The 13,985-nt window shown below is 56.4% G+C and carries 13 protein-coding genes; 7 read left to right on the forward strand and 6 right to left on the reverse strand.

The features are described from left to right. The first annotated feature begins 115 nt into the window (after positions 1–115). Positions 116–559 (forward strand): hypothetical protein, encoded by a 444-nt coding sequence (locus J4D97_RS11445; protein WP_208307697.1) that lies wholly within the window; start codon positions 116–118, stop codon positions 557–559. Between the two features lie 58 nt (positions 560–617). Here the strand turns inward: J4D97_RS11445 and J4D97_RS11450 are convergent, their stop codons facing one another. Next, positions 618–2,249: an FAD-dependent oxidoreductase gene (locus tag J4D97_RS11450; RefSeq protein WP_208307698.1), complete on the reverse strand. Its 1,632-nt coding sequence runs from the start codon at positions 2,247–2,249 to the stop codon at positions 618–620. A gap of 109 nt (positions 2,250–2,358) precedes the next feature. On the opposite strand from J4D97_RS11450, the gene J4D97_RS11455 reads away from it, so the two are divergent. Continuing rightward, positions 2,359–2,607 (forward strand): hypothetical protein, encoded by a 249-nt coding sequence (locus J4D97_RS11455; RefSeq protein WP_185282045.1) that lies wholly within the window; start codon positions 2,359–2,361, stop codon positions 2,605–2,607. 163 nt (positions 2,608–2,770) lie between these two features. Here J4D97_RS11455 and J4D97_RS11460 read toward each other — a convergent pair whose 3' ends face one another. Further along, on the reverse strand, positions 2,771–4,246 hold the full coding sequence (locus J4D97_RS11460) for a hypothetical protein (RefSeq protein WP_208307699.1): 1,476 nt from the start codon (positions 4,244–4,246) through the stop codon (positions 2,771–2,773). A gap of 174 nt (positions 4,247–4,420) precedes the next feature. Between J4D97_RS11460 and J4D97_RS11465 the strand changes: the two genes are divergently transcribed. From J4D97_RS11465 to J4D97_RS11485, 5 genes are all read left to right on the forward strand, one after another. Next, entirely contained in the window at positions 4,421–4,858 is a 438-nt protein-coding gene (locus J4D97_RS11465; protein ID WP_185282043.1) for a ribosome-binding factor A, read from the forward strand. Positions 4,859–4,959: 101 nt separating this feature from the next. Beyond that, positions 4,960–5,769 carry a class I SAM-dependent methyltransferase gene (locus tag J4D97_RS11470; RefSeq protein WP_208307700.1) on the forward strand — a complete coding sequence of 270 codons (810 nt, stop codon included), beginning with the start codon at positions 4,960–4,962 and terminating at the stop codon, positions 5,767–5,769. Positions 5,770–6,037: 268 nt separating this feature from the next. Continuing rightward, entirely contained in the window at positions 6,038–7,267 is a 1,230-nt protein-coding gene (locus J4D97_RS11475) for an FtsX-like permease family protein (protein WP_208307701.1), read from the forward strand. 165 nt (positions 7,268–7,432) lie between these two features. Then, a complete protein-coding gene (locus J4D97_RS11480) occupies positions 7,433–10,402 on the forward strand; it encodes a DEAD/DEAH box helicase (protein ID WP_208307702.1) in 2,970 nt (989 codons plus the stop codon). 58 nt (positions 10,403–10,460) lie between these two features. After that, a complete protein-coding gene (locus tag J4D97_RS11485; protein WP_208307703.1) occupies positions 10,461–11,135 on the forward strand; it encodes a hypothetical protein in 675 nt (224 codons plus the stop codon). 12 nt (positions 11,136–11,147) lie between these two features. Here the strand turns inward: J4D97_RS11485 and J4D97_RS11490 are convergent, their stop codons facing one another. The 4 genes from J4D97_RS11490 to kaiB are packed head-to-tail and all read right to left on the reverse strand — an operon-like array spanning position 11,148 to position 13,963. After that, on the reverse strand, positions 11,148–11,561 hold the full coding sequence (locus J4D97_RS11490; protein WP_208307704.1) for a response regulator: 414 nt from the start codon (positions 11,559–11,561) through the stop codon (positions 11,148–11,150). A 45-nt stretch (positions 11,562–11,606) separates the two neighbouring features. After that, positions 11,607–13,343 (reverse strand): PAS domain-containing sensor histidine kinase, encoded by a 1,737-nt coding sequence (locus J4D97_RS11495; protein ID WP_208307705.1) that lies wholly within the window; start codon positions 13,341–13,343, stop codon positions 11,607–11,609. Further along, entirely contained in the window at positions 13,336–13,665 is a 330-nt protein-coding gene (locus J4D97_RS11500; RefSeq protein WP_185282036.1) for a circadian clock KaiB family protein, read from the reverse strand. The genes J4D97_RS11495 and J4D97_RS11500 overlap by 8 nt, the downstream gene beginning before the upstream one ends. Position 13,666: 1 nt before the next feature. Beyond that, positions 13,667–13,963, reverse strand: coding sequence for a circadian clock protein KaiB (gene kaiB, locus J4D97_RS11505; RefSeq protein WP_185282035.1), 297 nt, complete (start codon positions 13,961–13,963; stop codon positions 13,667–13,669). Between the last annotated feature and the right edge of the window lie 22 nt (positions 13,964–13,985).

Here is a 13,985-nt window from a genome sequence, read left to right on the forward strand (position 1 = left end):
GCTTTACCGAAAGTTCTTATTCGGGACCGTAGTAGGATTATGCTGTGGTGAACTTGGCCTTGTTCTTGTCAAAAGCCTATGAAATTGATTCGTTTTCTCCACATCCCACTGCCTCATGAAAAGATTCACAACTTTCGCTTTCTCGGCTCTCTTAGCCCTGGCTTTCTCGGGACCATCTGTACAGGCACAACAAGTAACAATCAACATTAATACGCCTTCGTGGGGACCTTCGGCTCCGGCGGGCTCGCAGTACTACTACATCCCGGAGGTAGGCGGCTACTACGACCTGCGCGACCAGAATTATGTGGTAGAGCGCCAGGGCAAGTGGCAGCGTCTGAAATCCATCAGCGGCTATGCGCCCAGCAGCTTCCACCCTGTCGTGATTGATTACCGGGGCGCGCAGCCCTGGGTGCAGATTGGACGGCACCGGCAGCTCTACCCCGTGGCCCTACCCCCCGGCCAAGTGAAGCGCCTGCAAAACGGCAAGGGCCTACCCCCCGGCCAGGCCAAAAAGCTGTACGGCGGCAACGGGCACGGGAAAGGTAAAGGCAAGCATTAAGCAGCAATAACTTAAAAAGGGCGGCGCGAAGCATGTACTTCGCGCCGCCCTTTTTAAGTTATTGATTGGCGAGATGTTGCCAGTTAGTTTCCTCACTGATATCAGCAGGGGCAGGCATTTTATTGGCGGCTAACAGGACTTCTATGTAAATCATGTCCGGGTCGTGGTTCATGCCGGCGGCGGCCTTCACTTGGCCATCCTGCACGTAGAAAGCCAGGAAATCCTGCTTGGCTACATCGCCTAGGTAGCGAATGTCATCCCACTTTTCGGCGTGGCCGGCGTAGCGCAGGCTCTTGCCGTATTGCTGGGTCCAGAAGTAGGGCGCGGCGGTGTAGGGTACTTGCTGGCCCATCAGATTACGGGCGGCCAGACGGCCATGCTGCTGGGCTACGCGCCAGTGCTCAATGCGCAACGTGTCGCCGATTGTGGCCGGGAAATGGGCGATGTCGCCGGCTGCGTAGATGTTGGGGGCAGCTTGTAAGTATTCGTCTACTTGCAGGCCGCCGTCTTTTTCCAGTTGGAAAGTTTCTTTCAGAAAGTCGGTAGCCGGGCGTACGCCTACCCCCAGCACCACTAGGTCGGCGGGCAGGTCTTTGCCTGATTTCAACCGAACGCCCGCTACGCGGCCGTTCTGGCCGGTTAGCTCGGTCACCTCGGCTTCTGCCTCAAATTGCACGCCTTTCTCCTGGTGCATGGTGCGGAACATCTTGCCTACCTCAGGCCCTAGTACTTTCTCAAATGGCTCCTTTTCCTGGGCAATTACCGTCACGGTGCGGCCGTCCTGGCCGGCGAGGCTGCTAGCCGCTTCCATTCCAATAAAGTTGGAACCAATAATGACCACGTGCCGGGCTTCTTTGGCAGCCTTCAATAGCGCGTCGGCATCGGCCTGGGTACGTAGGAGCAGCACGTTTTGCAGATCGTGACCAGGCAGCTTGGGGAGGGAGTTGGGCGTGCCGCCGGGTGCCAGCAGCAGTTGGTCGTAAGACAGTGGAGCCGCATCGGCCAGCAGCACCTGCTTCTTTTCCAGATCCAGGCCGGTGGCGCGGGTGTTGGTCAACAGCTCGATATGGTGCTTCGCATAGAAGTCTGCTTCGCGCAGGGGTAGGCTCTCGGGTTTGGCCTTGCCTGCCAGGTAGGCTTTGCTGAGCTTGGTGCGGTCGTAAGGAGCTGCTGCATCGGCCGATACCAGTACTACGCGGCCGGCAAAACCTTCTTCGCGTAGCGTTTGGGCAGCCATTTGCCCGGCCGCGCCGCAGCCTACTATCACAATGGTGGATTGCGCCGCGGCCAAGCTTGGAGCAGCAGGCACGGGCGCACCGCCTACCTCGGCGGTGGGCGTTTCGTCGGGCTTGTCGGTGCTGGCGGGCGGGTTGTCGGGCACCGACACGTATACCCTACCCTCTGCCTCGCGCACCGCAAAGGTGGGTAGGGCATCGAGGGCGGGCGGCTCGCACAAGCTGCCATCGGTGGCGTTAAAACAAGCGTGATGCCACGGACATACAATCTGCCCCTGTACCAACCGTCCTTTTTCGAGGGGGGCGCCGTAGTGCGGGCAATGCGCAGCAAAAGCACGATACTGCCCCTGGTGCCGGACCAGCAGCACCTCGGGGCCATCATTGGGGGTAGGGAAAGCGCGCAGTTCGCCTTCTTGCAGGGCGTCAAGTGGGGCCAGGTTGATTTCAGTGGGCATGATATGGAGCTTGATCTGTTTTTCACAACGCACACCAGCACGGCCGGGTTAGCCCTGTGGCACGTATGTATAGAACAAACCTTTTTCTACCACCCTTTTTATTTTTCGCATGGCTACGCCCTACACGCCCATCAGCTGCTCGTTTTATGATGAGCTGGAAGCGCTGGCTACCACCCGCCAGCCCTGCCAGCTCGTCTACCGCACCCAACCCGACTCGCCCCCGGTCACCTACCAGGGCATTATCGCCGACCTGTTCATCCAAGATAAAGTAGAGTACCTACGCCTCACCGACGGCTTCACTCTCCGCCTAGACAACCTTCTGGCCGTAGACCAGAAAGAGCGCCGCGACGTGTGCTAACGAGTGAGGGAGTAAATAAAACGGCGTCTGTCATCCTGAGCAGCGCGAAGGACCTTATGCCAGTTGAACGATAAACGTAACAACGTCTTGTTCTACTGTGATAAGGTCCTTCGCAAGCTCAGGATGACAGGCGCTTTTGCTATTCACTCAGCTACTCCCTCATTCAGTCGCTCTTCAACTTAAACAAATGCGGGGTGCTGGTGGGCTCGTAGCGGCCGAAAGCGGCGGGCAGCTTGTAGCGCAGTTCGGGGAGCAGGTTGCGCTCGTCAATGAGGTAGGCCGGAGGGTGGCGCATGTTGTGCGCCAGCCGGAAGGCGGCGGCGTACTCGTTGAGGTGGCCGAAATCCTGCTGCGCTAGGCGCCAGTCGAGGTAGGGTGTGACCAAGCGGTTGGAGAGGTAAGGGCGGCGGTCGAAGCCCAGTACCAATAGCGTTTGGTTGCGTACGCTGGCATACGCGGGGTTGGGCTGCACGGCAAAGGATTCTTCGGCAGGAATGGGTAGTAAGTTGCCGAAGGGCAGCACACTCCGGTAGCGGATGCCTACCACAGTTCCTATCAATACCACGAGCAACAACTCCAGCAGCCATGGCCGCTGCGCCCGCTGCCACAGAAACAGCCCGAAATAGGTGAGGGGCGGCAGTGCCAGCACCAGCGTACCGGGCGCCCTACCATCACCGACAATGATAATAGCAATGGTAACAACCAGCCAGACCAGCATCAGCTGCAGGAACTTCACCTGAAATACCAGCCCCAGCGAGGTAGCAAACGTGCGTAGCAGCGCCGCCGCCAGTAGCACACCCGGCAAGATCAGCAGGCGCAGTTGCACCAGGCGAGGCATGCCATCGGCACCAGCCGTAAGGCCCGTCAGGGTAGGGTGCAGATGGAACTGTGAGAAGGCCGGCAGCGCATCAACATACAGCAGCACTGTGCCCACTACCACGTACGGAAAAAAGAAGCCGCACAGCAGCAGCAAAAAGCTACGAAACGAGTTGGCAGCGAAGATGATAACCGCAAACAGAGCCAGTATCAGAAACAACGCCAGCGGCAGGTAAAACAGTGCCGCTAACCCCAGTAGGAACCCTGCCTGAAACAGGCGGCGGTTGTCGTAGCCCTCGCGCGAGGTGGGCAACAGCGCACTGAGCGCGTACACCACCAGCGTGTGCCCCACCAGCAACGGCGACAAAATATCCAGGTCAGACGTGACGCTGGCTACCAGCAGGTAGGTTAGGGCGGCTACGTAGCCGCGTTCGGGGTGCACGTCGGCGCGATTCAGAATGCGGTTGAGGCGCACGGCTTGCACCACCAGCAGCGCCAGGGCCAGCGCCCGGTACAGCCACAGCGGCCGGCTTCCTAGGGCTTCGAGCAGGCCATACAAGGTGCTGGCCAGCGGGGCCGTGCTGTCATACAGGTCGCGGTAGGGCACTGCGCCACTGTGCAGCCGCTCGCCTATCAGGAAGGCGTGCAGCTCCACGGCCGACAGCGGCACGCCCAGCCACAACAAGGGTAGGCGCACGGCTAGCACCAGCAGCAGCAACACCACCAGACGCGAGGGAAGCGGACTTTTGAAAAACTGAAGCAGGATGTTGGGGTCTTGGGGTCGTGGGGACTTCGGGGTCGTGGTTGCTACGCTGGCAACCAAACAGACTCCTGGTTCGCAAAAGTAGCAGGTGCGCCAGCAGTAGCCTAACCAACCCAACGCCTAAAGTCGATGCGGCCACGTAGAACCGAGTAGGGATTCAGGATGTAAAAATAAAATTCAAGCCCCTAAGACCCCGAGACCCTAAGACCCTAATCACCTATCTTTGCCTGTTCTATGGAAAGCAAACGACAGCAAAAAGTAGCCAGCGTACTACAACAGGAACTGGCCGCCGTATTTCAGCGCGACCTGCCGCACTTGTTCCCGGGCCTGGCGCCTGGCATCAGCACGGTGCGCGTATCGCCCGATTTGGGTATTGCCCGCGTGTATCTGAGCCTGCTCTTGGTAGGCGATGGCGAAGCGATGCTGGAGTTAGTACGCGACAGCGGCAAGGAGATTCGCATGGCCCTAGCCAAGCGCATCCGCCAGCAACTGCGCGTGGTGCCGGCTCTGAGCTTCTTCCTCGATGACAGCGCCGCCTATGCCGCTCACATGGACCAGGTATTTGGTGGCCTCACTATCCCGGCCACCGACCCCAACGCGCCCACCGACGAGGACGACTCTGCCAAGCCTACCCCTCCCCGCCCCCGCCTGTTTGCCGACGAAGATGAGTAACAAGGTGAAGTTGTGAATGGTGAATTTGTGATTTTTCAGATATCCTTTTCCCTTCCGCCTACTCACAACTTCACAACTTCACAACTTCACCATTTATCCCCTTGCATTACGACCCGATTAAACGCTCGCTGGGCAACGTGTTTAACCGCACGCCGTGGCTGCGGCGCCTGTTCTATCACCTGCTCGACCTGCTGCTGCTGCGCACCTGGCACGTGCATCGCGAGCTGCGGCAGTGGTCCAAAGGCCGCACCCAGGACCCGCTCACCATTCTGGATGCTGGTGCCGGCTACGGACAGTATACCTACTGGCTGAGCAGCATGAGTCCCAAATGGCAAATCCTGGCCGTGGATGTGAAAGAGGAACAGGTAGCCGACTCCAACAACTTTTTCCGGCAGATTGGCCGGCCACAGGTACAGTTTGCCGTGCAGGACCTAGTGCTGTACCAGGAGCCTAACAGCTTCGATCTGGCTTTGTCGGTGGATGTGATGGAGCACATTCTGGAAGACGTAGAGGTGTTCCGTAACATTCACGCCTCGCTCAAGGATGGCGGCATGCTGCTTATCTCTACCCCCAGCGACCAGGGCGGCTCCGACGTGCACGGCGACGGCGAAACCAGCTTCATTGAAGAACACGTGCGCGACGGCTACAACATCCACGAGATTCAGCAGAAGCTGCGCACGGCCGGTTTTGAGCGCATCGAGGCTCGCTACAGCTATGGGGAACCCGGTCAGGTTTCCTGGCGCCTGAGCATGAAATACCCCATTCTGATGCTGGGCAAGTCACGGCTGTTCTTCCTGCTCCTGCCATTTTACTACCTCCTAGTCTTTCCCTTCTGCCTGCTGCTCAATTGGTATGATGCCCGTACCACCCACGACTCCGGCACCGGCCTGATTGTGAAAGCTTGGAAGTAGCTGTTTTGCCTGGGGTAGCGTATCTTGGGAATCGATTCTTAGGCCGAAAGATTATGGAGGAAGAAAACGATATAGCCAGCATGCCTTACCGCTTAGACTGCTTACAAATGCAAGCCACACACGATATTGCATTTACTGCTTCTGAACCTACCCCAAAGAATACAATACAAGAACACGAAGAGCGCCTGCGCCGCCTCGAAGAGTTTATGCGTCGCGCCATCTAGCTTTACTTTATCCGCCTCCCGCTTCGCCCTACCCACGCCCGCACGTGAACGTTCCTTTGCTCATTGCCCGGCGCTACTTTTTCTCGAAGAAGAAGCGCAACATTATCAGCATTATCTCCAACATTTCGATGGTAGGGGTGGCCGTGGGCACAATGGCGCTTATCATTGTGCTGTCGGTATTCAACGGGCTGGAAGACCTCGTGCGCGGCCTCTACGGCAAATCGGACCCCGATCTGATGATTTCGGCGATGCAGGGTAAGTCCTTTCCGGTGGATAGCGCCTTCATCGACCGCATCACGGCCGTGCCGGGCGTGGCGCTGGTCACGCAGGTGATTGAGGATAACGCCCTGCTCCAGTACCACGACCGTCAGATGGTAGTCAAGATGAAGGGCATGAGCGAGAACTACTTCGCCCAGAGCAACATCGACTCGGCTATTGTGGAAGGTGACCACCGCCTCGTGCGCGACGGCCAAGACTATGCTCTACTTGGGGCCGGCGTGCAGCACGAACTCAGCATTGCCCTCGACAACCGCCTCTCGCCCCTGCGCCTGCTTTACCCGCGCAACACAGGCAAAAAATTGCTGTCGATGAATCCGGAAACTGCCTTCAACGAGCAGGCTATTTTGGCCGGCGGCGTGTTCCTGATCGAGCAGCGCATCGACGACAGCTACATTTTTGTACCCCTGGGGTTTGCTCGCGACCTACTGCTTTATGGAAACCGCCGCACCTCGCTGGAAGTACGCGTGGGCGACGAGCACTCCGTAGATGACGTGAAGGACGAGCTACGGCAGCTACTTGGTACCAAATTTCAGGTGCTCGATTCGGATGAGCAACACGTAAGCCTGCTGAAAGCCATCAAGGTAGAGAAGATGTTCGTATTCATCACCTTCGCTTTTATCCTGCTCATTGCCTCGCTCAACATCTTCTTCTCCCTGTCGATGCTGGTGATTGACAAGAAGAAGGACGTGGCTATCCTGCGGGCTATGGGCGCCACTACCCAGCTCGTGCGCAATATTTTCTTATTTGAAGGCGCCATTGTCGCCATGGTAGGCGCCATTACGGGGCTGGTGCTGGGGGTGAGCATCTGCTGGCTGCAACAAACGTTTCACCTCGTTTCGATGGGCATGGCTACGGCCGTGGTAGACTCCTACCCCGTGAAGATGCAGGCCACGGATATTGTACTGACGGGCCTCGCCATTATCGTGATTACTATTTCCGTGTCTATCCGGCCGGCTCTGAATGCGGCGCGTCTGGACGTGCGCGATAATTTGTAACCTACTTTTTGCGGCTGCAGTATCTCAGATGATATCCAGTTTTGCCTACAGCAAAACGGTAAGGAAATTTTATGGTTTTATATAATTATTCTAATAATAAATTATCGGAATAACCACATTTTACCATTTGTCCTTACTTTCATCTTTGCATCCTTGCCGCCAATCATGAAAGTCTCTACGTTACAGCCCTTTCAGATCGTTTATTCACTGCTCGAACACGAATACCTAGGCTACCTGTTTGAGTCGTACGTAGTGCAGCGCAACGCGCGCGGCCAGCTTACGCTGCAACACCAAACCGTATCGGCCAAGAACGCTCCGGAGTTTGCGGATGGCCTCGACGAAACTGATTTTGAGCTGGTAGGCCTGACCGACCAGATTCAGCAGGATGTAGTGATTAAGGAGTTTTGGCCCAAGAAGAAAACCACTGCGGCCGACTTCTTCCTGAAGATATTTGACGGGGAAAAAGGCGACAAGAACCTGCAAAACGCTATTTGCAATTACGTGCAGGAGCGCATGGCCCAAATTCTGGAGCGGCTAGCGGGCAAACAGGTGTTCATTATGGGCAAGGATGGCGAGCCTACCTGGCACGAGATTGAGGTAGCCCCCGAACCGGCCAACGTGCTCTTCCACTTCCGCCGCAACGAGGACAACACCCACTACTTCCCTACCATTCAGTACCAGGGCCAAAAGCTCGATTTCCAGTATAAAAATGCCGTGATTGTGTGTGCGCAGCCGGCCTGGCTGCTGCTCAACGACCGGCTCTACCACTTTCGCAACGAGGTAGACGGCAAGAAGCTGCAACCCTTTCTGAATAAGAAATTCATCGTGGTGCCGCGGCAGGTAGAAGACAGCTACTACCAACGCTTTGTGGCGCCGCTAGTAGAGTCCTTTGACGTACACGCACGCGGTTTCGATATCAAATCGGAACGCTACCTAGCGCGGCCCCGCCTTACGTTTTCGGACGTGGCTACTGCCGTGGTAGTGGAGCAGGAGCCGCCTACCCGTGGCCCTGGCCGGCGGCCGGCGACGGTGGCCGAGACGGCGTCGGCTGTGGCCGCGCCCACCAGCCACATTCACTTCGACCTTTCTTTTCAGTACGGTGGTCATACAGTGCCCCGCGGCCACGACAAAAAAGTGTGCGTACGGCTGGAGAAAACGGACGACAGCTACGTGTTTCACCGCCTGATTCGCAATTTGGAGCGGGAGCAGGAGCTCATTCGAGCGTTACAGGACCGCGCTCTGGAGATGCGCGACGGCCACGCTGTGCTGGACAAGGCAACAGCCTTCCGCTGGCTACACCTGCACGCCGACGACCTCGCCCGCCTGGGCTTCACAGTGCAGCAGGGTGATACATCAAGCAAGGACTATTTCATTGGGGAGGTAACGGTGCAGGTAGGCATCACCGAAACCAACGATTGGTTTGATGTGCACGGCACGGTGCATTTTGGCGAGTTTGAGGTGCCGTTTATCAAGCTGCGGCCCTACATTCTGAATAAGCGCCACGAGTATCGCCTTCCCAACGGGCAGATTGCCATTATTCCGGAGGAATGGTTTACGCAGTACTTAGAGCTGTTTGCTTTTGCCGAGGAGCACGAGCAAGGCCTCTCGTTGCGCAAGCACCACTTGGCCCTGGTAACCGACTTGCAGAGCGGCAACCTGGCCGAAGTGACCATGACCCGCAAGCTGGAAAAGCTGCGTGAGTTTGAAGCCGTGGAAGACAAGCCCATGCCCGAGGGCTTCCGGGGCACATTGCGCCCCTACCAAAAAGCCGGCTACAACTGGCTGCACTTCGTGCAAGACTACCACTTTGGTGGCTGCCTGGCCGACGATATGGGCTTGGGCAAGAGCGTACAAACGCTGGCTTTGCTGCTTCAGCGCAAGGAAAGCGGGGCTGCCAGTGGCGCGGCAACGCTGCTCGTAATGCCTACCTCCCTGATTTACAACTGGCTCAGCGAAGCGCAAAAATTCACGCCGGCTCTGCGCGTGCTCACTTACACGGGCACCTACCGCGACAAAAACGTGGAGCAGTTTCAGGGCTATGACCTTGTGCTGACCAGCTACGGCATTGTGCGCCTAGATATCGAACTGCTGAAAACTTACAGGTTCGATTACGTGATTCTGGACGAGTCGCAGGCCATCAAGAACCCCAGCTCCACTACCTCGCAGGCTGTGCGCGGGCTGCACTCGCGCCACCGCCTGATTCTGACAGGCACGCCGGTGGAAAACAGCACCATGGATTTGTGGTCGCAGATGTCGTTCATCAATCCGGGACTATTGGGCACGCAGCACTTTTTCCGCAAGGAATTCCTCAAGCCCATCGAGAAAGGCAAGGATGAAGGTAAGATGCGGCGTTTGCATACACTCATCAAACCATTTATCCTGCGGCGCCACAAAGCTCAGGTAGCCACCGAGTTGCCTGATAAAATCGAAAACCTGAGCTACTGCCCCATGACCGAGGAGCAGCAGCAGTGTTACGAAGAAACCAAGAGTTACTACCGCAACAAGATTCTGCAAAACATTGAGGAGCACGGCACGGCCAGCACCCAGTTTATGCTGTTGCAGGGCCTCACCAAGCTGCGCCAGATTGCCAACCACCCCCGCATGGCCCACGAGGACTATGAGCACGAGTCGGGCAAGCTGCGCGAGGTGGTGCGCATGCTGCGCAACGTGGTAGCCGAGGGACACAAGGTATTGGTGTTCAGTCAGTTTGTAAAACACCTGGATATTATACGCCACGCGCTAGACGAGAAAAGCCTACGCTACGCCTACCTAGACGGCAACACCCGCGAACGGCACAAGGAGGTAGCGCGCTTCCAAGAAGATGAGAAGCTGCGCATTTTCCTGATTTCGCTGAAAGCGGGCGGCGTGGGCCTCAACCTCACCGCCGCCGACTACGTGTTCATCCTCGACCCGTGGTGGAATCCTGCCGTGGAAGCCCAGGCTGTAGACCGCGCCCACCGCATTGGGCAGGAGCGCACGGTATTCACCTATAAGTTCATCACCAAGAACACGGTAGAGGAAAAAATCCTGGCCCTGCAAAACAAGAAGATCCAGCTCGTCACGGATCTGATTACGACCGATGAAGCCATCATCAAGTCGCTGACCAAGGAGGATATTGAGGAGTTGCTGGGGTAGGAGTAAACTATCTTCCCACGCTTCTTATTAGTTAATAAATTGATTTTTAAAGATTTATATGTGCAATCCTTCTACTACTAACACATTCTTTTCAACCGCAACTCTAGCGCTGTTAAGCTGGGGGCAGGCTGCTCAAGCTCAGGAAGCGCCAACGACGCGTCGTTTCGCGGTGCAGGTACACTATGGGGCGGCAGGCAACTTCTTTGCGTCGTCCTTTAAGGATACTCCCTATGAGCTGCAACACGTTAATTTTCTGGGCACTGCGGGCGGCGCCGAAGTTTCGTACCGGGTAGGTAGGGCTGGAGCCGTGGCGCTAGCCTACACACGCAGCGTGAATATGGACGAAAAGCACATTGCCTATCTTACTAATTGGGGTGCTACCCGCTATGTCGATTTCCGCCTGCGCTACGTCAATAACGCTTTCCAAGCCATCTACGAGCGCGCCCTAACGCCCGATTTCAAAGTGCACGCCGGACTATTGTATATAACTACTGCCTCACAAACTCTCTACCCAGGCCCTCCCAATTCCTACGGCGCCCCCTACACCACTATCGACGAGAGCAACATGGGCAACAGATACCCCGAAGAAGGTGGCGTCGTAGCCGGATTAGAATACTCTCGCCCCATTGATACCCGCCTGCGCTTGGGGATAAAAGCGCGGGGTTACTACTTAACATCAGGCAGAACCTTCGAAATGCTGACTCTCACCCCTACCCTATCCTACTCACTATAAGACGTATATACATTATAGATGCCGGTTGAAGTACGTTTCTAGAATGCCTTCTACCTTTTCTTTGGTCAACGGCTTACTGAGAAAACCATCGACCTGTAGCTTTTGCACGCGCTCCATATCCTGCGGGTGCAACGATGTAGTAAGCATCACAATGATAATGGCGTGCTTGCGGGGTAGGGTCAACTGCGCGTAGGCTTCCAGGAACTCGAAGCCGTTCATGACGGGCATTTTTACATCCAACAGAATAAGGGCGGGGCACGAGGGCGAGGCATCGCGGCAATGTTCCTCTACCAACGCCAGCGCTTCCTGACCGTTGAGGGCAACTAGTAGCTTATCCGTGACTTGAAGACGCCTAAGTAATAGCTTATTGAGGTAATTGTTTGTCTGGTCATCATCTACCAGAAGGGCGCAGGTCAGCTTTTCCATGTGTATGCGTATAGGATATATCTTGCTTATACAGAAGCAACTGCATTATATATACTGCCGTCGAAAATAGGCCGAGAACAGGGAGCCAACGCCCACCTCACTCTGAACTTCGATGCGTCCGCCGGCATTTTCCATGATTTTCTTTACCATATAGAGTCCAATGCCACTACCCTCTACATGGGTATGAAACCGCTCGAACATGGCAAATAGCTTGTGCTGATGGGTAGCCAGATTCAAGCCCAACCCATTGTCTTGTACCGAGAGGATAAGGAAATCGTCGGTCGTTTGACACCAGATACGCACGTGCGGTACCCGATCAGGCGCCCGGTACTTGAGGGCATTGCTGAGCAGATTGTAGACAACACTGCGCAGGTTTTTTTCGGAGAATAACACCGCCGGACAATCCGTAATCTCCACTTCCAGCTGTACCCCCAATTCCTGAATCAGCGGTGCCAGGTCCAGGCACACGTCCTGGATGGTGGCGCTCAACGGCAGCCAGGCCGTGGGTGCAGCGTATTCTTTTTGCAACTTGGTGACTTCCGTGAGGTGGTCGAGCGTGCGCTTAAAGCGGTCTACCGAATCTTGCATCATCGTCAGCAGCGCTGCTACCGGCTGCGCCGATGGGCTACTGTCGTCGGCACTGGGCAGCTCCTCCAGGAGCGCATGCAGCAGGCCCTCTATGTTGCTGATGGGTGCTTTTAGATCGTGTGAGGCCGTGTAAATAAAGTTGTCCAGGTCGATGTTAGCGCGTTGCAGCTGGGCATTATTTTCTTGCAACTGCTTCTGCGCCTGATCGATACGCACCTGCGTCATTTTCTGCTCGTGAATATCCGTGCAGGTTCCAATCCACTGCATTAGCTCCCCGCGCTCGTTGTAAGAGGGTAGGGCACGGTTGAGCATCCATCGGTACGTCCCCGTATGGTCAAGCAAGCGAAATTCGGCTTCAAATACGTGCCCGGTTTCTAGACTTTGCTGCCAGCGGGCAGCAGCAGCGTCCCTGTCGGCCGGATGCTGGTAGTCGCGCCACCACGCCTGCTCCAGCTGGTCAGCGGTACGGCCAGTGTAGTCAAACCAGCGACGATTGAAGTACGTGGATACGCCCTCTGAATTGGCAGTCCAGGCAATTTGCGGAATGCCTTCCAGCAGGCGGCTCACTTCGGCGGCGGCCTGCTCGACGCGCTGCTGGGCAGCTTCCTGAATCTTCAGGGCTTGCTGTTGCCGACTGATTTCAATATTCTGCTCCGCCACCAGCGCCCGAATGGCTTTTATCTCGTGGTGAGCGGATAAATCGGTCAGAATACAAGCCAGCACCAACCCGCCGTTGAATTGCAGCACATTGGCTGACAACGACAACGGCAATAACTGCCCCGCCAACGTACGGAGTGGCAGCTCCCCTTTGCTTTTCCCGATGCTCCACCCTTTCGTCCATATGGCCTGCCATGAGGGCTGAAAATCCGCTGGCACGAAAGCGGCGAAGTTAGTACCAATGATATCCTCCAGTCCCTGTTGCAGCAGCTCGGCCAGCGCCGCGTTGCCGTACAGAATCATGCCTTCCTGACTTAGCAGCATGGCACCTTCGTTCATCTGCTCAATCAGGGTGCGGTAGCCCTGGTCGGCGCCTTCCAGCGTGAAGATGCGCGGCCCATCGGCGCCCTGAATGGCCAGGGCATCGACGGCACCCGTGCGCACGGCCGAAATCAAGTCTTCTGCTTCCTGCAAACGCAAGAGTAGCTCTTCCTTTTCGCGCAGTAGTGCCGCTACGGTCATCTCAGGTTCAGCCATTCCCGTCGTCAGTAGTAGGTGGGTCGGGTAGGCCCAGCGTGGCTAGCACCGTGGCCCGTTCCGATAAGTCGCCAATTAGCCGGCGCACCGGCAGAGGACGTTTGCGCACCAAGGTAGGGGCCGCAATAATCTGTTCTTCCTTCGCCAGCAACGGTTGCTGATAGATGTCAATAATCTGTAGTTCGTAGCGGCCCGCCAAATATTGCTCGCAGATGTCTTTCAGGTTGCGCACAGCGCGGGTAGAGTTGGGCGTAGCTCCGGTGATAAATAGTTGAAAAACGTAGTCAGCCTCGGCAAGCGTCGGCGGTTGCTCCGTTGCCATTCTATTGCTCGGGGCTCTCCAGCGGCCGGATATCCAGCCCTACTAGCACCCGCTCCTGGTTCGACAGGTCGCCGATGATGCGACGAATGGGCGAGGGTACTTTGCGCACCAGGGTAGGGATGGCCAGAATCTGGTCGCCCTCCGCCAACTGCGGATTTTTCAGTAAGTCAATCACTTCCAGCTGATAACGACCTTTCAGGTACCGCTCGCAGTATTTCTGTAGATTATTCAGGGCAGTTACCGATTTGGCAGTTTGTCCGGCTACGTAAAGGCGCAGCTCCCAGGTTTCCTTTTCCATACTGGGGGTAGTGGTAACAAGT

The organism is Hymenobacter defluvii, assembly GCF_017589435.1.
Taxonomy (GTDB): Bacteria; Bacteroidota; Bacteroidia; order Cytophagales; family Hymenobacteraceae; genus Hymenobacter; species Hymenobacter profundi.

Bases quoted from the DNA above. Each gene is read 5' to 3' on its own strand.
- J4D97_RS11445 (WP_208307697.1), top strand. From the start codon at position 116: ATGAAAAGATTCACAACTTTCGCTTTCTCGGCTCTCTTAGCCCTGGCT.
- J4D97_RS11450 (WP_208307698.1), bottom strand. From the start codon at position 2,249: ATGCCCACTGAAATCAACCTGGCCCCACTTGACGCCCTGCAAGAAGGC.
- J4D97_RS11455 (WP_185282045.1), top strand. From the start codon at position 2,359: ATGGCTACGCCCTACACGCCCATCAGCTGCTCGTTTTATGATGAGCTG.
- J4D97_RS11465 (WP_185282043.1), top strand. From the start codon at position 4,421: ATGGAAAGCAAACGACAGCAAAAAGTAGCCAGCGTACTACAACAGGAA.
- J4D97_RS11480 (WP_208307702.1), top strand. From the start codon at position 7,433: ATGAAAGTCTCTACGTTACAGCCCTTTCAGATCGTTTATTCACTGCTC.
- J4D97_RS11485 (WP_208307703.1), top strand. From the start codon at position 10,461: ATGTGCAATCCTTCTACTACTAACACATTCTTTTCAACCGCAACTCTA.
- J4D97_RS11490 (WP_208307704.1), bottom strand. From the start codon at position 11,561: ATGGAAAAGCTGACCTGCGCCCTTCTGGTAGATGATGACCAGACAAAC.
- J4D97_RS11495 (WP_208307705.1), bottom strand. From the start codon at position 13,343: ATGGCTGAACCTGAGATGACCGTAGCGGCACTACTGCGCGAAAAGGAA.
- J4D97_RS11500 (WP_185282036.1), bottom strand. From the start codon at position 13,665: ATGGCAACGGAGCAACCGCCGACGCTTGCCGAGGCTGACTACGTTTTT.
- kaiB (WP_185282035.1), bottom strand. From the start codon at position 13,963: ATGGAAAAGGAAACCTGGGAGCTGCGCCTTTACGTAGCCGGACAAACT.